Source organism: Streptomyces sp. NPDC016845 (genome assembly GCF_044332585.1).
GTDB lineage: Bacteria > Actinomycetota > Actinomycetes > Streptomycetales > Streptomycetaceae > Streptomyces.
Genome location: NZ_JBIRPI010000041.1, coordinates 1 through 21377, shown reverse-complemented (window position 1 = coordinate 21377; position 21377 = coordinate 1). Strand labels below are relative to the sequence as shown.

Sequence of the window (21377 nt, the reverse complement as noted above, 5' to 3'; positions counted from 1 at the left end):
CTACTTCCAGACGAAGAGTGCGACTGACTCAACCTTCCGCGAGTTCGCGCAAGATAGCAGACGAGCCGCGAGAGTTGACGAACACGACTGGTCGCGTTCCCCGCTTGGCAGTAATGAAGTCGGTGGCGGCATGCTTCGCCGATGCTGTCACCACGACGAAGACGTCAGCGGTCGCTGCCTGTGCGGCAAGTTTGCTGCTGCCGTCGTATTCGGCGCTCGTCTCGACGTCGATCTTGGGTACCAGAAAGCGCAGCACCTGTGCCGCCCGGATAGTGGCCGACTCGGTCAGGGAATACAGCACCACCTTTGAGTCCTGCAGGTAGCGGTACGGCGCTCCAGGGTCGGTGTCCTGTACTTGCTCGGCAAGCAAGTCTTCCGGGACGCCGACTCCCAGTTCGTCGGCTATGAGCTTGATAGCCTCAATGTCGGTTGGGTCCAGTGCCGTCTTAAACGGCCTTACCGTGTTGGTGATCTTGTAGAAGAAATCAACAGTGACGGGACTCGTTGCCGCCGCCGATGTAGCTGTCGCCGTCTGCAGTATGTCGATCGCCCACGTCGTCGTTACAGCTGAGACGTTCGCGGAGATGATGAGATCGGTCCACTCGAGCGCTGAGGCGAGCACCTCGGATGTCGGGTTGGCAGACAGCAGGTAGTCCAGTAGGGCTTGGGTCTGCACCCGAACGCCAGCCGAATTCTTGCCGCTCAGCGCGAGACCGGCAAGGACACGTTCGCTGAGTTCGGCCGCTCCATCTTCAGTGAAGATGTCGCGGTGCGCCGCCATGAACTGGCCTCCGATCTCACCGAGTTTGCCGAGTACCTCGTCGGATGCATCGTGAAGCCATGCGGTCAGTGCGCTGTTGCTCAGTGGCGTCCAGGCGTCAGTTATTTCGGGGCCGGCCGCCAGTGCTGCGCTGCCATGGTCGCCTTCCAGAGCGTCCAGCCAGGTGCGCCAATCCACGTGGGATCCGTCTTGGGTGAACTGCTCCAGCCAGGCAAGATCATCGCGCAGGCGTGCACTCGCTCCGCCGATCAAGCCATGCAGGTGATGCGTGGAGACGTACTCAAGCACCAATGCTGCTTGCTGTGGTGACTGCAGGTCGCGTGCACAGGTCAGGAGCAGGTATGCCGCGTGGAGGCTCGGTTCGAGTGTCAGCACGAGTTCGATGGCTGCCTGCAGTTCGCCCCGCGCCATCATCCCGGTCGCGCGCTCCAGGGGCGATTCGCTTGGAGCGCCGGGCTGGTCCAGGGGGGCGGGTGGCTCCGACGGGGTGGTGGGCTGAGGGGTTTGTTCCCGGTGCAGGTGCAGCACGTTGCGCAGATGGGCGGGGAGGCCGGGTTCGACCGTGCCGGCTTCGTCGAGGAGTCGGTTGAGAGTGTCGTCTCCCGCGTCCTCTTCGACCGCGATGAGGAACTCCACGACAGCCTGCGCCCGACTCGTTTTCGGTGTGCCCGAGAACAGGGGCCGGAATGCCGCGGGGAGCGCGGCAACAGCACTGAGTAGTTCATTCTCTGCGCCTGCTGCGTCGTGCGAGGCGAACCATCTGGCGTAAACCGCCTGCTGGATCACTTGAGTGACGCTCAAGGGACGACGCATGGCGAGGACGTGGTCGAGATCCCGGTCCTCGAGAACGGCCTTCCAATCATCGAGTCCAGCGAACAGTCGCAGTCGCAGGAAGGCCAGGTTCGGCTGGTCGAGATCGGCGGTCGCCTCAAGTTCGCGCAGGCAGGCCAAGGCGACAGTACGGTCACGGGCAGCGATGGCGTGTCCGAGGTCGTCGAGGACCTCGACGGTGGTTCGGGGGGCGTCGAACTCCGAGGGCGGCCTGCCGTTGAGGAGTTTGCTGAGCACCAGCAGGGCGTCGCGTACCTGGCCTCGCGCGTGTTTCCAATCCTCCGAATCCGCTGTCGGGCGGGGCAGCACCTCAAAGCGCAGTGGCTTGACAGGTGCCTTTGCCAGTGCAGCGTCGAACGGATCAGCCGGGTTGAGGGCACCACAGTGGCGGGGCAGGTCGCTGAAAGTGGGGCCGATCCAACTGTCGAGGATGGCGAGTGTCTCGCGCTGCTGGCGCGGGGTGGGCGCGAACCCGTACCACCACAGACGGCCGTGAGAACTGCGTGGCAGGAATCCGATCTGGCGCTGCTGGATGCCTGCCATGAAGTTCTCGAGGATGAGTTGTAGGTTCGGTTCTATCCGTGTGGGCGTGATGTCGTTGCCTGGACCGAAGAATTCCTTGAAGTCGACGCTCATGGCAATTGGTACCTGTTCTGGTATTCGACCCAAGCGCGAGCGATCTGGTCGGGGTCGGATACGACGGTGACGCCTTCCTGGTTCACTCTCTGGCCGAAGAAGGTGAAGTTCATCGAGCCGTGAACATGGAATCGGTCGCTCACCATGCCCTTGTCGTGCAGTGTCTTCCGGATGAGCAGGGTCGGCCGTGGCCCCACCGGGGCGAGGTCGGTGAGGCGTTGTCCTGTGACGACGTTGCGCGGCTCGTCACGCATGATCACTCGGACGTCCGAGCCACGGCGGGCGAGTTCGATGAGTACTTCCGTCAGCCGGATGGGTCGGGCCGGCAAGGCGGGGAGCACGCTCTTGAACTGTCCGGATGCATTGTCGATGACGACAATGTCGGAGATCCACGGGGACAGTACCCACAAGCGACTTGACGGCGCCAGCAACTCGGACACCAATAGGTTCTGCACCAGATCGGTAAGTTGTCGAGTCTCGCCAGCCCCGGTGGTGATGATCCTTCTCATGCGGACACCTCGGCAAGTTCGAGGGTGACCACGACGCTGCCCTCGGAGCGGTGGTCGATCTCGACGACTCGTGGGAAGACCTGGAGGAAATCCGTTTCGATGGCGCGGATCGACAGATCCACAAGCATGCCTGCCAGGACGGGTACGTCCTCGGGGGGTGCGATGAGTTGGGCAGATCCCTGTTGGGCCAGGCGTGTGCGCACTAGGGTGACCGCGTCGGGATCTGTCACGCTGATGAGGTCGGCTGTTGACGTAAACAGCCCCCGGAGCAAATCGGGTGCGGCCGGCAAATTGTCGAAGTAGGGGTTCCACGACTGCAGTGCTCCGGAGCGTATGGCCCATCCGCGTGGCCAGAGGGCGCTCTGGATGGCGTCGATACGTTGGCGGTCCGAAGAGTTCGCCGACAGGTTCAACCCGGCGTCCAAGTCGTGCCTCTGACGCATCAGATAAGCCCAGGTCCGCGGCGAGATTTCAAGGCCCAAACGTTGCTCTTGGATCTCCCACTCGTCGATGAGGGTACGTAGTGCCTGGTCCGTCTGTGCGGTCGATCCGGGCCGGAGCAGGCGGTTTGCCAGGCTCGAGACGACGGCTTGTTCCGCGCCGTGGATACCTGAGGCGCGCAACTGCGCCCGTATGCGGTCAAGGTTTTTCACCCGGTCTGCCTGTGTCGCCGAACCTCGGTATTCAGCAACGAGGTCGAGCCAGTCGCTGCGCTCGGTGGTGTAGCGCACGATCCGCCGCATGTGTGCGTCGACCAGTTCGCTGGTGGAGGGCTGGACGGCTCTCATGATCAGCCGTAGGAACCGCCGCGGGTCAGGGCGCACGCGCGTCGCCAGCGCTTCGATGAAGCCGCCGCCTCCGATCGAGGCTTCGGTGAGCCAGACCTGGCCGCGGCGCCATGTGCCGTCGAGGGCGTAGCCGGGCTCTATGTCGACGATGATGCCTTCGGGGTCGTGCTCGGGACAGATCTCCCGGGCGGCCCACAGGGCTGCCTGTCCCAGCGTGGCGAGGACACGCTGGCGTAGCCAGGCTTGGAACTGCGCGGGATCAGGGTTCCATACCTGATCCGTCAGGTGGTCCAGGCGGGCGACGATGTCCTTGTCGGCGAGGAGTTGGCGCAGTCGTTCACCCACTCGGCCGAGTGTGGCAGATTCGCTCTCCTCGACGTCCGAGCTGCGGAACATTGCCCTCAGGGTGTCCGTCAACCGATCGGCGAAGGTTTCCCGCACCCTCTGGTAGGCGTGGGGAAGCGGCGTGCCGTCGGTCACGGCGGACATCAGCAGCATGCATTCGGTGGTCTGGTGCAGCCATTCCAACTGGAACTTGTTCATCTGTTCCAGTAGTTCGGGGTCGTTCGTCAGAACGTGCTGGAACCAGGCGCTGCGCAGGGCTGGGTCGATGTCACTGGGTGGTGCAATCACCTCTGGCACCGTGATCGTCAGGCGTAGGCCGTCCACGTCGTAGGTGGCTCCGAGACCAATCCGCTCGTCATCGAGCGAGAACTGTGCTTTGACTCGGGCTTCACCGCCACGGGCGAAGACCAGGCTGGCCTCGCTCTGGACGGCAAGACGGCGGACCTCGACGTGGGCGTTTTGAGCGTGCAGGAAGAAGCGTGCTTCATCGATGAGGCCGCCAATGGGGTCCGACAGGGGAAGGCGGGCGACCAGGCCGAGGCCCCTCTCCAGGAACTGGGATCGCCAGAGCAGGGCCGCGTTGGAAGCATCCTTGAGTTCTGGCGGTGCGAGTTGGAGTTCCACCCTGTCGGGACGGACGATGGGGATGAGGGTGGGGACTCCGCCGACTTCGACGGTGGCGGCCTCCTCCCGATGGTGCGCCTGAAGGACAGGGGCGAGGTCCATAACGGTCTCGCGCTGCCCGTAGGGAATGGGGATCCAGTGCCGGTGCTCGAGATTGCGGGTGGCAAAGCGCCGTGACACTCGTCCGGGCGCGTATTCGCGCAGCATCTGGGCCAGGCCCATCGCCTGCAGTTCAGGTTCCTTCTCCCACGACTGCTGCGGGGGTATGACCACGTACCCTTCGGGAAGTGCGAGTTCGCTGAAGAGGTTCTCGGGGAAGAAGTCGGGCAGCGGATTCTTGCCCATCAAATCCTTGCCCTTGACGTACGTGTGGTCCTCCGCAACGGCCCACTCACTGTCCAGCCGTCGTGCCAGCGTGGGCACGGCCGCCAGGATGAGCGGGCGAGGGGGGTGCCACAGAATCTCGGCGGCCAACTCCTCGGAAACCTGGAGCGCGCCTTCGATCCACAGACGGAGGCTGCGCTGGCGGCCGGGATCGCGCAGCAGGTCGCGCAGAATGGCGACGGCAGTCTTCTGAACCTTGCGGTTGTCCGGGTACTCCGGATCGGCGCGACCCTGCAAATCACGCCACAGCTTTGCGTACCGGTGATCGGGCTGCTGCAGTTGTGCTGCCAGCCAGTCAAGCATCGCCAGGGTGGCTTGGATGCGCAGGACTGCCCGGTTGCGGATGGGAAGTACCAGTTCAGGCAAGACGGGATCGAACAGCGCGTCCCAGGCTTCGTAGGTGGCACGGTCGCGTCCGTAGTCGGAGAGCACCACCACGGTGTACGGGCGCATGCGACGGCTTCGCCCGGCTCGGCCCTTGCGCTGCAGGAATGCGGCGACGCCGCGGGGCGCCTTGTGCTGCAGCACAGCGCCAACGTCCGGATCGTCGAAGCCGACCTCGAGCGAGGCAGTTGCGACGACGAGTTGGGAGGCGGTGTCGACTCCCGCGTCTTGCGAGGTGGTCCGGCTCACGTTGAGGCCTGGGCGGTCGAGTTTGTGGCCCAGTTTCACCGGCAGGTCCCAGACCTGGCCAGCGCGCCGCTGGTCGGTGACGCCGTCTTGTACGGGACGTCGCAGGGATGCCAGGGGGTCTTTGAACTGCTGGGCACGGGGGGCGCGGTAGCGCTGGCCTTCCGCGTCGAGGAGGTAGAAGAAGAGCCGGTTGGTGACGTCGAGGTCGTCGGTGAAGACGAACGCCTTGGTGCCCAGAAGTCCTTGGGATGTGCGCCCTGCCGGGTGGTCGAGGACGCGCGGGAGGAGCATTGCCGTCTGAATGGTGGTGGACAGCACAGAGGCACCGCTGGCGGGGTCGCTGCGCACGGCGACCATGTATTCGGCGCCCTCGTACTCCATCTCATCTGCGCCCGGTTCGATGTTGGTGACGAGTCCGTCGTCAACACCCGTCAGATCGGCCATGTGGCGCACGGCGTTCGACAGCGTCGCGGACAAGCCGACGAAGGTGACCGGACCGCGCAGCGAGTGGTGCCAGCGTCGCAGGACGAGGGCTGCCTGGGCGCCGGTGGTGCCGCTGTAGGTGTGGATCTCGTCGAGCAGCATCAAGCGGGGCTTCTTGGCCGCGCCGACACCGAACAGTGTTCCCAGGGACAGGTCGGACAGACCGCGGTTGAGCATCTCGGTGGTGGTGAACAGCACGTCCGGAGGCCGCTGGCGCATCCGGTTCCGGGTCAGGACCAGCATGGAGTCATCGAACACGCGCTTGCAGGTGCTGCAGGTCAGGCGTTCCGTTCTGGCCCTGGCGTCCTGCTCGGACCAGAACAGTGTGCCCCCGCACACCGTGTATCCGTCACCGGGACAGGTGAAGTGAGGGCACTGAAAGCCTTCAGCCCGTTTCGTCCATGTGGAATAGGAGGCTGTCAGGCTCTTCGTACTGGTTGGGGTGTCCTTGTTGAGTACTCCGATGGTCATGGGCCGACCGTTGGCCTTCGTCCACAGGTGGTCGAGTCGCCGGGCGTTCGCAAAAGCGGTGTTGAGTTGGTCCTTGAGAAGCTCGTTGCGCGGGTAGACGGCCAGCGCACGTGTCCATGTCGACTTGTCCTGGAGTCCCGTCAGGTAGGCGAAGGCCGGCAGGTAGAAGGCGAGTGTCTTGCCGCTACCGGTGCCGGCACCCACGACGGTGGCGGTGGTGATGTTGGACTGCAGGGCCGTGAAGATCTGGCGGCTGGCACGGACCTGGAACCCGCTGACGTCTGCGTGTTGGGGCCCCCGCCGCGTCATGGCATCGATGACCTGGCGGTAGAGGTCGTGGAGTGCATCGGTGCCGTCGATGACTGCGTGTCTGGACTGGTCGCGCCGGGGGTAGGCGCGGGGGCGCCGCGCGTAGCGGAAGTCCGAGACCAGCGCGGCGCCTTGGCGCCAGGCCGCGGGGTCGCCGGAAGGGAAGATCTGGCGCAATCGGGCCAGCAGACGCAGTGTCTCGCCGTTGCGGGTACGCCACCGTGACGGCGAGACCGCACCATCGCGGATGATCAGGCCCTTGTCCTCAAGGGCCTCGATTGCCTCCTGGGCGGTGTCGAGTTCGCCGCACTGCATGAGGACGTCATCGATGTGGGTGTGCAGTTCGTCTTCGGTAAATCCGCCGTCGACAACGCCCCAGGACAGCAGAGGGTCCTCGTGTGCTTCGAGGACGCCGAGGATTTCACTCTCGGTCTCAGGAGTCACCGCAGCCTCACCCAGAAGCGGTCCAGGATTCCCAGCCTCGACAGCCCGGTAAGGACCTCGGGGGTGAAGGAGTTCAAGGGCGTCCCGGCGGCTTCCTGGGCGCCCATGATCACTCGGGCGAGGATCGGGTCAACGAGTACGGAGATCTGCTTGCCGCATGCCTGGAGGCTCTCCAGCGCCGCGGTCAGCCTGGCGACGTCACCCGACTCGGGGACGACGCGGTTGTTCAGGACATTGAGCACGCCTTGCGCCTTCTCGATCTTGATGCGGATCTCTTCCACGTCGATCCCGCTCTTGCTCAGCGTAGCGACGAGATCCTCATTGATCACCGGCACTTCACGGTTGCGTTCAGCAGTCCATGCCTGCTCAACGGACTTACGAAGGCCCTTCACGAAGCCATCGGCTGCCTTGACCTGAGCCTTCAGTGCTTGCAGTGGGGCATCGGCGTCCTGGCTGGGGAGCATTTCGGCGAGCGCGTGCAGGTCTACGGCCAGTTGGGCGGCCTGCGGACCGAGGTCCGTGTCCAAGGCAGCATGAGCTGTGCGCAGTTCGGCGACGCCCCGGCTGAGGCGCTGGATCGTCTCGATGAGGGTCTCGACGTTCTCGGCCTGTCCGGCCAACTCGCCGGTGCGGCGGTTGATCTTGTCCTCGTCGTGGGCAGCGACCGCTGCCACACGCAGACGCTGAACTTGTTCAATGAGCGTCATGCGCCCCCCTCGGGTCCAGCCACGTCCATGACCTCACGGCTCAAGGTCTCCAGCCCGGCCACGAGCCGCTGGAGGGTCTCGTCGTACTCACGCTGAGCTTCCGAGGCGGGTCCGGCCTGAAGCTTTTGCTCCAGCACCTTCACAGCAGCCAACGCAGGGTCGAGCCACGCGCGGATGCGCAGGGCCGGCCCTTCGTCCAGGGTCACCAGGCGCAGACGCTGATCGGTGGTGAGGGTGGGCCAGGCGCTAAAGCCCTCACTCAGGTCTTTCACCTTCTTCAGATCACCGGCTTTCACCGACTTCGCCGCGCTGTGGAGGGCGGGCGCGTTGATCGAGTTGGCTGACTGGGCAAGCGCTGCCAGGTCGGAGAGCAGGGTGTTGAGGGCATGGGCCACCTCGACGACGTCGCCGCCGAGATCGCTCACGTCGGGTACCAGCCGTCGGGTTTCGTCGAACATCGGATCCAGCATGGTGGTTCGCTTTTTGATGCCGTCCGCCACTTTTCGAATCTGCTCGGGGACGTGCTCGGGCCAGGGCGCCTCACCCGCGTCGTCGCGCATTGCACGCACAAGGCGCGGCAGGTCAATGGCCAGCGGCTTGCCCGTGCCCTGGCGGTAGGACGTCAAGCGGAGCAGTCGTCGCTGAAGGAGGTTGCGATCCGCCTTCGGGTCAGCACTGGTGAAGCGGTCCTGCAATCCCCGTGTGTAGGGCCGTTGCTCGGGATCGGCCAGCTTCGACGGCCTGGCGAAGAGCGCCTTGACCCGGCTGAGTGCGTCGCTCTTGTACGAGTCGGCGATCCCGAGCGACCTGCTGACGGACAGAAGGGCGTGCGCAAGGCGGCCCAGCTCGGCGTCGTCACCTTGTGAGGGAAGGAGGGAAGCGGACACGCTGTCCGCCCATGCCTGGACTTTGGTCACGCACAGGCTTTGCAGTGCGTCGCCATGCGGCACGTTCGCCCAGGACTCCTTCGCGTCCACCCAGGCGAGCGCACGAAGAACTCGGACGTCCTCCATGTTGCGGTGGTCGATCGAGATCAGCGCGGTCTGCAGAGCACTTCCGTCCAGTGCGATCGAAGTCTTCGCATCAAAACTCGGCGCAAGTTCCGCCCCTCCCTTGGACCAGTCTCCGTTGTCGCCTCCGTATCCGTCTTCGAGTCCCAGATAGCCGATGACGGCGGTGTGCACGATATTCCTGAGATCGTTGCGGTGTCTCTGAAGAAGCTCGCCGGTCTTGTGCCATTCGTCGACGGCCCGGACCAAAGGCGGCTTCGAAGCCGCCGGCGGCGGGGACGACGGGGGCGGAGACGGCGAGCCCGCAGGGGGCTCTTCCGTTTCGTCTGAGGGCGGGATGGAACCCGGCCGCACCGTCTCATGCGGGTGGGTCTGCTGCTCGGTGATGAGGTCCGGCAGGGGCGGGATGGCAAATGCTTCGTGAATCGTCGGGTGAAGGTTCTGCGGTCCGTGACCCGGCCCCCAGAAGCGGACCATCCGTACGCGGCGCTCGGAGAGTGCGGGGTCACCTGGCGTGCGCAGCCGGACCTGGTCCTCGACGTTGTCGAGGGTGTCCAGCGCACCGGTGTGGAAGTCGTTCTCGAATCCGGCGCTGGGAAAGCGGCCTTCGTCGAGTTCGGTCTGGTCGCGGTGCAGGACGGGGCGCAGGACGCGGGTCAGCACGTCGCGCGCGACAAAGGCATCACCCTTGGACTGGCTGCGGATGGCCCGGTCGAGTGCCGTCCTGCTGAACGGAAACAGGCCGACGCCTGCAACCTCCCCGAATGCCTGGTGGCACTTGTCCCGGACGGGGCATTGCAGACAATGGTTGGGCTCCGGGCGTTCGTCCGTGTGGTGCTTGTCGATCTCCTTGAAGCCGACACGTACCGCGTTGAGGTACCGGGCGGCGAACCGTGCGGGGTCGAACGGGGCTGTTCTGTCCGCGGGAAGTTCGAGATCGAAGACCTTATAGGTCCGCGTGTACACCGTCTCCGGCATCTGGTTGACGAAGTAGCCAGTGGTGACGGCCATGACGACACGCATCGGGCACAGGGCGAGCGTCTCGGTGGGCAGCAGGGTGATTGCGTCGATGAGGCCGCCCTGGATGCCTTGGAAGATCGAGAAGTCCTCGATCAGGAGGAGAAGTTCCAGTCCCTGCCTGTGCAGGTCGAGGCGTAGTTCGACGAGGAGTTGCTTGAGGTCGTCTCCCCCGATCCCGAAGACCTCACTGACCGCCGGTCCGAGTTGCTCGTTGAGCATCTTCGCTGCCAGGTCCCGCAGGGGAGCATCGCTGGCGAGTGCGCTGGCGACACTGGCGGCGTCGGCGCCGGCCTTGCTGACATCGTCGACCGAGAGGTCCAGGTCTGTTGCGGTGAAACCGAACGCGTCCTCCTTGTCCTCCGAGCCCTTGCCGGAGAGCTTTTCCCGGACCAGACGCGCGATGGGACCGTTGTCGGCGAGCAATCGTCTGCGAAAGACGGGGTCGCCCAGCAGTGCGGGCAGGCCCTCCGCGGAGGCAAGGAAGGCGCGGAGATCGTTCTCCTCGGGTGTGCCGTCTTTGTCTGCTCCGCGGGTCTCGACCAGGACAGCCAACTCGTTGCGCAGTCGGAGTTGTGCGGTGGTTTCGTCCGCGGCAGCATCCGAAGCAGCAGCGACCTTCGCGCGCAGTTCCGCGGCGCGTTCGCTGGTGGCGTGTTCCAGGATGAGTTCGAGGATCCCGCGCAGCGACATGCGGTGTTTGGGGACAAAGATCAGCCGGGTCGCGTCGTTGGGCTTCAGGTTGATGCGAAGCCAGCGGATCAGGTGCGACTTGCCTGTGCCCGACTTCCCGAGGATGGGGATGATGGGCTGGTCCGGCGGCAGTTCCTCGACGGCGCGCCGTAGGTTGTGTTCGTCGACGATGGTGCCGCCGACAGCGCTGTCCACCCGGTCGCGCAGGAGGATCGGGATCGAGGTGTGCGTGGCGAGGAAGACTCCGTTAGAGGTGCTCTCTGCCTCGACCGGAATGATGGCTGGGGCCTCACGGGCCTCCCAGCATGCAGCAGGAAGAGTACCCCGCCAGGTCATCGCTTTCCTCCTCGAACCAGGGTGACGTGCGTTTGGCGTTGGCTGTCGAATCGCGACAGCCGGATGCCATCTGCGTCCGGCAGGGTGTCGAAGACGAGCCGACCGCGGTCCTGCAGGATGCGCAGTGCCTGGCCGACCGAACTGTCTGCGCAGTCTTGTGCGATGCCCGGGTCGGGGTCTCCGCCGGGGAGGTACGCCACGAGGGAGGCGCGGACGAGACCGCCGTGCAGCACAGGCAGTTTGGCCGCCAACTGGCCTAGGAAGTCGCCGATAGGCATCGTTCCGGAAGGCAGTTCGTCCAAGACGTCGTTCATCGCCACGACGGGAAGGGGCACAAATCCTGATTTGGCCTGTATGAGCGAAGGTGCCGCAAGGCCAAGTACCTGTCCCCATCGGGCGCTGGGACCCCAGCGTGTGTCGTTGGTGATGGCCCAGGTGTCATTATCCGGGTCCGGGAATTGCGCGTGCTGGAGGTCCTGAATGCCGCCAGTCCACGACAGGGGACGCCCGAGCGCGTCCTGCGCGAGGAACCACGACATCGCTCTCAGCAGATCACGTGCCCCGCCGGTGAGGCTCTCCCCTGGGCCGGTCTGCCACGGATCTCCGTCACGGTCCAGATCGAGGGCATGCTTTTGGAGTGTCCGGCGGAACGCCGCCGGCGACAGGGTGCCTCCCGTGGCAGCGACGGTGTCGCTCACGGTGAGCACGCCGGCTGTGTCGCTGCAGAGCATCCCGATCGCCCGGAAGGTGGACAGGGTGTCCGAGACACCTTCAGCGGAGGAGACTGCCTCGTTCAGGCCTGGCGGTCTGAACGCCTCGATCAATTCTTCCTCGGTCCAGGCCCGTCGGGACCCGGCGAGGAAGTTGACGATGGAGCGGCCAAGGGCCGGAAGGCTTCGCGGTGGGTTCAAGACAGCCATCAGAGTCTCCTGAGGAAGTCGTCAATGGTCCAGTGAGGGCTGCGGATGCTCTTGATGAGGGCATCTGGATAGGCCGGGTCGGGCATGTCTTCCGGGACGACTACGACGCGCAGCGGTCCGCTGGTGGGGGCGAGCCATGAAAGGGGTGGCGTCTGCCCGTGGTCCATCAGGATCAGACTCGGCACCGAGAGGCGCGCAGGTACCCCGCCGGTACGCAGGGGGTCCACGGCGACCATGCCCTCGTCGGCGAACCGCGAGGCCGTACGGATGGCCGGGAGCCCAAGCAGCGCGGCCGGGGCGACGATGCCGCGAACGCCGTTGGTGACGCATGACTGGATGAGGCTGCTCAAGGCAGTTCTGAGGCGTCCGCTGGGGTAGGTGACCACAATGCTGCGGTGACCGGCGGCCAGGTTCGCCAGGGCTGCGCTGGGGCTTCTGCCGAGATCGGGCATGAGCGCCTCTGCGACGAGGGGACGCACGGTGTGCAAGGCGGGCCGGTGCGCGTGCCCCTCTGCAGGACATCCGGAGCACGCGGGCGCCACGTTCTGGCTGGCCCGCATCGCGCCTATATCCGTGTAGGTGTACTCCTCGCTCAGTACGCGTCCCCAGCATTCTCTTCTTGCCAGCAGGCGGGTGATGCGCGCGGTTGAGGCGGCTTCGGCGTTCTTGATCTCCGTGCGAATCCGCTGCAGGGCAGCCTCAAAAGTCTTCCGGTCCAGGTTGGCCACGTGCGGTCTGAGCCGTACCGGGACGTGGCTCACGAAGGCAGTCCACTCCTCGTCGAACCGTGCCTGCCATGCCTGCTCGGACTCACCGGGTATGCGCTCGACCACCGGGGGGGCCAGCCTTGCGATGGTGATGAGGTTGGCGCGTTCCATGAGGACTAGCGTGTTGCGGTTCCACAGTTGATTGGCGTCCGAGGGCTCATCGCCGTGCTCAGGTACCACCGTGGTGTCCAGGACCAGACCGTTGCCCGCCTCCTTCGGGGACCGGTCCTGATCCCGCATGGCTTGCCATCGGTTCCAGGCCTTGACGTCCCCGATCACGGTCGCGTTTTCGACTTGCTGGCCTTCGCCCTCGTCAGGCACGGCGGGAAGCCACACCGACAGCGCCGCATGGCCGTCGCGTCCCGCGCGGCCGACTTCCTGATAGAAGCGGTCGACCGAGGCAGGGACGCACGCATGCACCACGGTACGGACGTCGCTCTGGTCCACTCCCAGACCAAAAGCGCTGGTGCCGACCACGATGTCGGTCGTGGTCGGCCCGTCGTCGCCGGACCATCCGCGCATGATGCCCAGACGCTCGGCAGAACCGAGGTCTCCATGGAAGACGGCGGTGCGTGCAAACCCGGCAGCCCGCAGGCGCTCGGCGATGATCCTTGCGGCTTCCTTCTTGGTGGTGTAGATGATCGCCGGCCGCGGGAGGTGGTGCATCGCCTCGGTGAGAAGATCCATCCGGACGTCGGAGGACGTCGTAGTGCCCAGGAGGTAGCGCAGTTCGGAGCGCAGGAAGGTCGATCCGACGAACAGTGACTCGGCGCTGCCGGCGAAGAGGCGGTCGTTGAGTGTAAGGCTGGGTGCCGACAGCGTTGCGGACAAGAGGGTGACGCGTGGCGGGGGGTGCCCGGCACTGGTGGCGAGTTCTCGCAGTTCGCCCACGAGTGACGCGACAATCTGGAACTCGGGACGAAAGCTCAGGCCCCACAGGCGCACCAGGTGTGCCTCGTCGATGACCAGGTTGGTGAGTTGGCCAGTTGCCGCAAGGGTGCGCAGCGTCGCGGTGAATCCTCGTACGAGGGCTTCGGGCGAGGTGAGAAGGATCCGCTGAGTTCCCTCGCGCAGGCGTTCCTTGATGGCTGCGCGTTCCTCGCTGATGCGGTCGCTGTGATAGGCCAGTTCGCGAGGGAGTACGGACGCCGGGAATCGCTTGCGTAGGTGGCGTTCCTGGTCGAGTGCCAGAGCGATGGTGGGCAGCACCACGATGGTGGTTCCGCGCGCACGAAGCAGTCCAGGGGCCAGACCGACGAGAGATTTGCCCGTGCCGGTGGGCAGGACGACGTGCAGGGTGGAGGCCGGGTCCGCCAGGGAAGCAGTGCGCACTGCGCTGGCCTGGCTGCGTGAGCGGTAGTGGTTGATATCGGGAGCGATTGCGTGCAGGGCTGGATCGACGGGCACCGGGCTGTTCGGGCGGGCGCTGGTGTCCAGCGTGGTGTTGCCGGTGCCGATGAACGGACCGGGGCTTGTGCAGGCGAGATCGATCCAGCGGGGGTCGCCATGGAGCCAGTGGGGCGTCCAGGCATCACCGAGGCGCACAGTGTGCCGTGTGGCGCCGAACCGTTCGACACGCAGGTGTGCTCGCTCGAGCGCCTGCAGGGCGATTCCGCGTTCGTGAAGGTTGATCTCCAGTTCGTGGTGGCGCTGGCCCGTCACGCCGGCTTGATGGCGGAGCATCTGAGCCAGCAGGGCGGCGATGTCGCCGCTGAAGGCGGGCCCGGCAAGGGGTGAGCGCCAGGCATCGGCGAACCGGCGGTGGGGGCCGGTGAGCTGTTCTGTCGATACCTCCTTTCCCAGGACCATGCGCTGGATGATGTCGAGTTGAGCGGTCACACGCACCCGTCCTGCTCCGGGCTGCGGCCCGAGACCACGACCACACCGGTGCTGTCCAAGCGGAGCGACGGTGTCTGGAGGGCTGCCATGAGCGCTTGGCCCGCCAGCGCTTCCGTTTCCACTTCTTCCTCCAGTTCAGCGCGCTCGTTTCCCTCCGATCGCGCGGCACGCAGTCTCAACTGCCGCAGTCGGGTGGCGATGTCGGTCTCGGCCATGGCCAGGGCCCGGGTGCGGGTCGCCTCTACGACGTCGTTGCTGTGGACCAGGCGCTGGGCACTGTGTTCAGCAGCTCGCCAGCGCGTCTCCCATTGGTCGGCCGGGATGAATGCGTATGCGTGTTTGATGCGCTCTGAGTTGAGTGCGTAGTCGCCTCCGGGCTCTGCGGGCGTCGGCTTGGCATAGCGCGCCTGCAGGGCGTCGAGGTGGCGCCCGTCGGTGATGGGTGTGCCATCTGCGTCGGTCCACACGGTCGCAATGAGCGGCGGGAAGAGCGCGTCGGCGCGGCGTCGCAGCGACGGCAAGTCCACCAGGTCGCTGGTCCAGGCTGCAGCAAGTTGGTCGAGCAGGTCGCTTTCCGGGCTGCCCTGCAACGGCTGCGCTTCGATGGCGTAGTCGAAGCGGTAGGCAAGGCGCTCTGCGTAGGGCCAGGTGGGGATCCACCGCCACAGGCCGAAGGCTCTCCCCCGGTCGTCGTTCCACAGGAAGTCGGACACGGCATCGATGAACTGATCGCCGTAGCGGTAGAGGCGGACGTCTTCGTGCTCGACGGCCACTCTGCGCACGAAGGTGCCGCGGTGTCCTGCGAGCGGCACGAAGTCGCGCTGCAGTCGCGCTGCGGATACCAGCGGCATCTGGACGTGTCCGGCTGCCAGCCGGCTGACGGGTTCGTAGCTGCCGATGGCATGGGCGGGGTCGCCTGCAGGGGCAAACCGTAGGTTCCCGGCCGCCCGCCGCGAGGACAGCAGTGCATCGGTGACGTCGGCGAACGAGGCTGCCTGGCTCTCCGATGCCATCATCCGTCCGTACACCGAGCGCTCGTCAGCGGGTGCTTCGATGCTGTCCAGGGCGTCCTGTTCCTGTACGCGCTTGACCTCGTCCTCGAGCATGGTGCGGACCATGCGGATGGCGTCGGGTGCGGCATCGGCACCGTGCTCGAACAGCAGGTCCCAGGCGGCGTCTGTGGCGGCGTCCACCGCATGCTGCAGGCTGGCTACCGACGTGTCGAAGACGGCGAACCCTTCGCTGAGGATCTGCATCCACGCTGCGGCAAACGACTGCGGGTCGGTCGTCTCGGCCACCCAGTAGGAGCGCCAGGCGCCGCCTTCGCGCCGGGCGTCCCAGCGGTCACACCGGCCGATACGCTGTTCGAGGCGGTTTGCCCTGGGCGGCAGGCCCACGTGGATGAGGAGATCGGCGAACTGGAGGTTGCGTCCTTCTTCCGCTGATTGGTCGGCAACGAGGACGGCTGCCGTCCGGCTCTGCTCGAAATCCCGCACTGCCTGCTCGGAGGCTGCGGGCGAGTCGCTCGCCAGGTGCTGGTAGACAGCCCCGGGAAGCACTTCTTTGAACGCCTCGGCCAACTCCCCTGCCAACTGCGGGGTCGGGCAGAAGACGACCACCCGCTCGCGTGCTTTGAACAGGTAGGTCAGTGCGTCGGCCAGTGGGCGTGCCATGTCGCGGCGGCGGCTGACGAAGCGCAGGTCACTCTCGATGCGGTCGAGCGCGTCCTGCTCGCCCGGCGTGGCGGCCATTCGAGACTGAGCCCACGCGCACAGGGCATCCGGGTCCAGGGACAATGCCACGGCCGTCGCGAAGGCCGACGCTGTCTCGCGGCGAGCCTCTTCGTCGTACTCACAAGCCGCAAGAGCCTCCTGGCGCCAGTTGTCCAAAAGGGAGGCAAGGCCGGCAAAAGCGGACGAGGGAAGAACCACCTGCTGGGGGCGCAGACGCCCGGTGACCCGGTACGACTCGTGCAGCGCAGCGGTACGACGGGTGCGCAGCATCCGGCGGTGGAGCCGATACACCTCGGACACATAGGTGCGCAGCGCGCCGATCGCAACGGCCAACGCATGCCGTTCCGGCCCTGCGACTGCCTGCCTGACCTCACCGATCAAGGCGGCGACTTCAGCGTCTTCAGGGAACGCGGCGCCGATCTCCGTGAGGCGCTTGTTCAGCAGCACGCCAGGAAAGTGGGGCTGTAGTCCAAGGAACAGCCGGCCCAGCGCGGAACGCGCCTCCATGCGCCGTCGCAGGTCCTCGGTCGTCGTGTCCCGGTACACGACCGGGTCGAGCAGTTTAAGCATGGCCAGGAAGGCACGTTCGTTGTGCAGCGCGGGCGTCGCCGACAGCAGCAGCAAGCGCGGGCTAGCGGTGGCAACCTCGGCAAGGCGCGTGTAGCGGCTGGACAGTTCGGGCTGCTCGCTGTGCGCCAGGCGGGCAAGATGGTGCGCCTCATCGACCACGACGAGATCAGCCGGTACCCACGTGTCGGGTGCGTCGTCGCGGGAGTACATGATGCGGGCGCCTGGGAAGTCACCGGTGCGGAACTTGCCTGACAGTTCGCGGCGCCATTGCTCCACGAGGAACGGCGGGAGAATCAGTTGCACGGTGAGGTCGGGCTGGTCCAGCAGGAGTTCTCGCACGACAAGGCCGGCCTCGATCGTCTTGCCGAGACCGACCTCATCGGCCAGGAGGTAGCGCTGCACTGGGTCCTGCAGCACGCGCCACACGGTCTCGACCTGGTGCTCGTACAACTCGATACCGCTCGAGAGGGCGCCGCGCATGCCATGGGCCGCCGAACGCTGCGTCAGGGTGCTCTGCAGGAAGGGACGCCGCATGTCGGCCAGCAGAGGCGATTCCAGCAGTCCGGCGCCGGCAAAGCCGACGGGGTCGGTCAGCGGCTGGTCCCAGCGGACATACAGGTCCTCTTCGGCAAGGTATCCCTCCCAGTTGCGCGCCCGCACATGGATGTCCCGATGGGCTGTGGCCTCGATGACGCGCCCGGAGCGCCATTCGGCACCCGTGGGCCAGAACACCCGCGTCTCGGGTGCCAGCGTGAACCGCTTAAGCCCTTTCCTGGGGACGGTGTGACGACTGCGCTCGTCCGGAGGCTGTCCTGGGGTGTCGAAGTACTCGAGGATCAGGCCATCGCCGTCCTGGCCTACGAGTTTGCCTGCCCCGAGCGTGTTGACGCTGGATACGAGCAGGTCGCCCCGGCGCAGCGACAGGCCGCGGGAAGTGTCGCTGCTGCGCGCCGGACGACTCGCCTTCGCTGTGCGGGGCCGGGTCTGCGCCGCCTTGCCCGCGCCGCCGTCGATGGCCCGTGATCCACGGCATTGCGGGAACCGTGAACAGCCCCAGAAGCAGTTGCCTGCGTTAGGTCCCCGCGATGCGAATTGCATGACCATTTTGGCGCCGCACCGGGGACACAGGACAGCATCATCGGTCACAGGCACGCTCCGAAAGAGCAGCGCAAGCAGGCACCGTCGGCAGGTTAGGAGGGCGCAGGCGGCCCGGCGCCATTCCGCCGGGCTGCCGGGACGGCCGTGGAGTGCGCACACGCAGGTCCTGATGCACGCGCTGGGTGGAGGCAACGGCAGGCAGTTGCGCGTCCGTGCGGAGCGGGGCGCCCACATGGTGCACGTGTCCGCTGCCCGGCGCCGACTGACGATACAGAAACCCGCGTCGGTGTACTGGATAGCCGACCGGCCCACGCGTCGGTGCACGGACATGTGCAACGGTGCAGTGTGCCAGCTGCACAGATTCCTCTACGGCCTCACAGCAGGTGCATGTGGAGCTTTCCCACTTGTGTGAAACGGCACGCCCACACCTCCAACAACCAGCAAAGCAGTACATCTCCCCCACGCTCGGCCTTGGCATTGCACTTCCTTCACAAGGTGCTCACATCCAGCTGGTTGCAGCGTAAACGGAGCCACTGACAGTGCCTCCGCCCGGGCGTACCGGTCCGCCGCGGCCCCGCGACGGAAAAATGCTGCTCACCATGCCGGAAGCTCCCCCTGCCCCGCTCGACGTCACCACGGTCGCGTACCGACTCGCGCCGCCCCGCCCCTACGGCATATTCAGCGCACGTTGGCGGCGATCGTGCCGTTCACGATCACCATGGAATACCGATCTATGAGGCACGTGCAAGGCGATGGACTGTTTCCACCGAAGCAGTGTCTCTGCCGGGAGGCAGACGGACCGCCCGGGGAGCGATTGGAGCCAGGCCGATAAGCCGACGCGACCCTTGAGACGGCAGATGTAGGCGAGGTGTTCGAACGTTGCAGCGGAGCGAGTCGGGCGCTGCTCGCTCGATGGCCAACGGTACGCCGCACGAGGAGACCGGCGCGGTGCGCCCACTGCGTCACTGGCCAACGGTGTCAGGACGAAGGACTGTTCGGAACGCGACCCGGGACCTTTATACGGCTGCCGTGGGAGGGCCCCACTCGCTGCGCGGCGGGGACGCTGGCAGCAACTACCCCTGCTGGGCCGTGGATCCGGGCAGACCTGCTGGCGTCGACTGGAGCGCTGGCAGAAGGCGGGCGTCTTCGACCAACTGCACCGGAACTACTCCTGTCGGAGCTGAACTCGGTCGGCGAACTGGACTGGAGCCGCGCATGCGTGGACGCCTCCCACGTACACGCGAAGGGGGGCGCCGCGACGGGCCCGTCGCCAATCAACCGCCGCAAGACCGGCAGCAAGCACCACCTGATCTGCGACGGGAAAGGCACCCCGCTCAAGGCCATTCACTACCGCAGCGAACGTCAACGACGTCACCCAGCCCCTGACCCTCGTCTACACCGTCCCGCCCGTTGCCGGTCGCGTCGTCCCTCCCCGCAGGCGGCCCGAAGCCGTGCTCGGCGACAAGGGCTACGACAGCGAACCCAACCGCCGCGAACTGCGCAACGCGGCATCCAGCCTGTCATCTCCCGACGCGACCACCCCGACATCCACGGCTTGGGCAAACTCCGCTACGTCGTCGAGCAGACCTTCGCCCTGCCCCACCAGTTCAAACGACTCGCCGTCCGCTGGGAACGACGCCACGACCTCCACAACGCCTTCATCTCGCTGAGCTGCGCACCCATCTGCTGGCGACGCCTCAGGAAAGCCACCACATGACCGCGTTACGTCCTAGCAGTAGCCGTCCGCCCTGGCATGAGCTGGAACAAGGTCAGTTTCTCAGGGAGGTCCGCTACGGCCATGACGTCGAAGTAGTCTTCGTCGGCGGGGTCGGGAACGTTCAAGGCGGGGATCATTCGTCGCCCGTCGGCGGGTCGAGCGGCTGCGCCTCGGCCCAGCGCATCACGAACTCCGCGCCGGCTTGAGTGAACTGGTAGACCTCCACCATGGGAGGCGTGCCCGTGCCGTTCCAGGGGATCTTTACCAAGTAGCCGTCCCGCATCAGGTACCAGATGGACAGCCCGGACCCGTGGGCCAGCATGATGTTAGGGAACTTGACCCGTCCTTGGCGGATACCGCTGGCTCGGAGGGGTCCCGCGAAGGCCTCGATCAGGCGTCGCTCGAGTTCGCCGTAGCGGCTGTTCAGTACGGCCAGGTTGGCCTTGTACTGGCGGAGTGACTTGCGGTCGATCTGGTCAGGACCGTTACCCTTGCGACGGTGGCAGTTCGGGCAGAGCGCGATCAAGTTCTCAAACTTGTGCTCCTGCACCTTGGCCCAGTCGTCGATGTGCTCGATGTCGACAGGGTGCGCTCGGCAGGTGGGTACGGCGCAGCGGTGGCCGGCTTCGATGAGCACTGCTCGCCGCAACTCGGCCGGCATCGCGGGTCGTCCTTCTGGCATGGCGTGAGCGTAGACCGTCTGGCCCCCCTGGCCCCCCTGGTGGACAGCCGCTGCGTTGCTGGGCGCTGAAGTGCACCGCAAGATCGTGTTACGAGCTCCAAGGAGGGCTGAACCCTACGACCGTTGAAGTCGAGAGTCTTAGCCAGGAGCGGCGCCAACTCCCCTAGGTGGTCATTAAGTTGACCTACTTAGCGGTAACTCGCTAACGTCGCAGTAACGTTAAGGGGCCCCACCGTGGCATGCCATGGTGGGGCCCCTTTTTGTCCTCTTCTGCACAAGCAGTGGAGGTGAGTGAGGGCGTCGCCGTCATCAGGTTCCTAGGCCACGAGAGCAGCGACGCCCCACCACGAAGGGGGTTACCCATGAACCACCAGCATGACATGTCTGCCACCGAGAGCCAGAAGGACGGCCTGGTCAGTTCCGAGGTTCAACTCGCAGGCACGCCCCGATGCGTGCGCGTGACCATCGGCAAGCACTTCAGCCTGTTCGTGTCCCTGTCGGTCTCACCTGGCTTCCTCACGCTCCTGGCCGTTGCCGTTGGTGTCGCGGGTGGGAACTACTGGTTCCTGCTCTGAACTTCTTGGCCTGCTACCTGTCCACGGTCTGGCGCAGTGATCAGCGCCAGACCATGGACCACTTGTGAACAGGGCGAACTCAGTGGATTGCGATAGAGCCTGTAACCAGCGCCTTCCATGAGGCAGAAGCAGCCTCCGGAACCGGCGGCAGAGTTGGCGCCGGGCCAGAGGGGACCTCCTCAAAGCACGGTTCAGAATCACCCGCCTGACGGCGGGTGAGGGGCACTGCGGGGAGCGGACCTGCCAGATTTTGCAATCTCGCGGAGTCGGGCTACTACGCCTGGAGTGAGCGGTGCCCTCGACCGCACGGTGCGACTCGCCTGGCTGACCAAAGCCATTCTCGGCATTCATGCTGCCCTCAGGCGGCATCTACGCTCGCCGACTAGGCCGTGTTTTAGGTCCGGGTTCCGTTCCTTGCCTCTTGCCGTGATGATCACTGTGTGGGGCGTGGGGATCTTTCTGATGAGCAGTGGTC

The 21377-nt window shown here is 65.6% G+C and carries 11 protein-coding genes; 2 read left to right on the top strand and 9 right to left on the bottom strand.

All coding sequences use genetic code 11. The annotated features are described in order from the left end of the window. Positions 1-28 precede the first annotated feature (28 nt). Genes dpdD through dpdE form a run of 8 tightly spaced genes read right to left on the bottom strand, consistent with a single transcriptional unit; the run spans position 29 to position 17934 of the window. Positions 29-2248 (bottom strand): protein DpdD, encoded by a 2220-nt coding sequence (dpdD, locus tag ACH4RC_RS40680; protein WP_398209795.1) that lies wholly within the window; start codon positions 2246-2248, stop codon positions 29-31. Then, positions 2245-2757, bottom strand: coding sequence for a phospholipase D-like domain-containing protein DpdK (dpdK, locus tag ACH4RC_RS40675; RefSeq protein WP_398209793.1), 513 nt, complete (start codon positions 2755-2757; stop codon positions 2245-2247). Before dpdK ends, dpdD begins: the two co-directional genes overlap by 4 nt. Further along, a complete protein-coding gene (gene dpdJ / locus ACH4RC_RS40670) occupies positions 2754-7238 on the bottom strand; it encodes a protein DpdJ (RefSeq protein WP_398209791.1) in 4485 nt (1494 codons plus the stop codon). The genes dpdK and dpdJ overlap by 4 nt, the downstream gene beginning before the upstream one ends. Next, complete coding sequence (locus tag ACH4RC_RS40665; RefSeq protein WP_398209789.1) at positions 7235-7945, bottom strand: hypothetical protein; 711 nt, start codon at positions 7943-7945, stop codon at positions 7235-7237. Before ACH4RC_RS40665 ends, dpdJ begins: the two co-directional genes overlap by 4 nt. Beyond that, the gene (dpdH, locus tag ACH4RC_RS40660) at positions 7942-11001 is read right to left on the bottom strand and encodes a protein DpdH (RefSeq protein ID WP_398209787.1); all 3060 of its coding nucleotides are present in this window, start codon (positions 10999-11001) and stop codon (positions 7942-7944) included. The genes ACH4RC_RS40665 and dpdH overlap by 4 nt, the downstream gene beginning before the upstream one ends. Continuing rightward, positions 10998-11921, bottom strand: a complete 924-nt coding sequence (dpdG, locus tag ACH4RC_RS40655) for a protein DpdG (protein ID WP_398209785.1) — start codon at positions 11919-11921, stop codon at positions 10998-11000. The genes dpdH and dpdG overlap by 4 nt, the downstream gene beginning before the upstream one ends. After that, on the bottom strand, positions 11921-14527 hold the full coding sequence (gene dpdF, locus ACH4RC_RS40650; RefSeq protein ID WP_398209783.1) for a protein DpdF: 2607 nt from the start codon (positions 14525-14527) through the stop codon (positions 11921-11923). Before dpdF ends, dpdG begins: the two co-directional genes overlap by 1 nt. Continuing rightward, complete coding sequence (dpdE, locus tag ACH4RC_RS40645) at positions 14524-17934, bottom strand: protein DpdE (protein WP_398209781.1); 3411 nt, start codon at positions 17932-17934, stop codon at positions 14524-14526. Before dpdE ends, dpdF begins: the two co-directional genes overlap by 4 nt. A gap of 1549 nt (positions 17935-19483) precedes the next feature. Between dpdE and ACH4RC_RS40640 the strand changes: the two genes are divergently transcribed. Further along, entirely contained in the window at positions 19484-19645 is a 162-nt protein-coding gene (locus ACH4RC_RS40640; protein ID WP_398209779.1) for a hypothetical protein, read from the top strand. Between the two features lie 133 nt (positions 19646-19778). Here ACH4RC_RS40640 and ACH4RC_RS40635 read toward each other — a convergent pair whose 3' ends face one another. Next, complete coding sequence (locus tag ACH4RC_RS40635) at positions 19779-20327, bottom strand: HNH endonuclease (protein ID WP_398209777.1); 549 nt, start codon at positions 20325-20327, stop codon at positions 19779-19781. Between the two features lie 362 nt (positions 20328-20689). Here ACH4RC_RS40635 and ACH4RC_RS40630 point away from each other — a divergent pair, with 362 nt between their 5' ends. After that, a complete protein-coding gene (locus tag ACH4RC_RS40630; protein ID WP_398209775.1) occupies positions 20690-20902 on the top strand; it encodes a hypothetical protein in 213 nt (70 codons plus the stop codon). Positions 20903-21377 lie beyond the last annotated feature (475 nt).

Bases quoted from the DNA above. Each gene is read 5' to 3' on its own strand.
- ACH4RC_RS40630 (WP_398209775.1), top strand. From the start codon at position 20,690: ATGAACCACCAGCATGACATGTCTGCCACCGAGAGCCAGAAGGACGGC.
- ACH4RC_RS40635 (WP_398209777.1), bottom strand. From the start codon at position 20,327: ATGCCAGAAGGACGACCCGCGATGCCGGCCGAGTTGCGGCGAGCAGTG.
- dpdD (WP_398209795.1), bottom strand. From the start codon at position 2,248: ATGAGCGTCGACTTCAAGGAATTCTTCGGTCCAGGCAACGACATCACG.
- dpdG (WP_398209785.1), bottom strand. From the start codon at position 11,921: ATGGCTGTCTTGAACCCACCGCGAAGCCTTCCGGCCCTTGGCCGCTCC.
- dpdH (WP_398209787.1), bottom strand. From the start codon at position 11,001: ATGACCTGGCGGGGTACTCTTCCTGCTGCATGCTGGGAGGCCCGTGAG.
- dpdE (WP_398209781.1), bottom strand. From the start codon at position 17,934: ATGGTCATGCAATTCGCATCGCGGGGACCTAACGCAGGCAACTGCTTC.
- ACH4RC_RS40665 (WP_398209789.1), bottom strand. From the start codon at position 7,945: ATGACGCTCATTGAACAAGTTCAGCGTCTGCGTGTGGCAGCGGTCGCT.
- dpdK (WP_398209793.1), bottom strand. From the start codon at position 2,757: ATGAGAAGGATCATCACCACCGGGGCTGGCGAGACTCGACAACTTACC.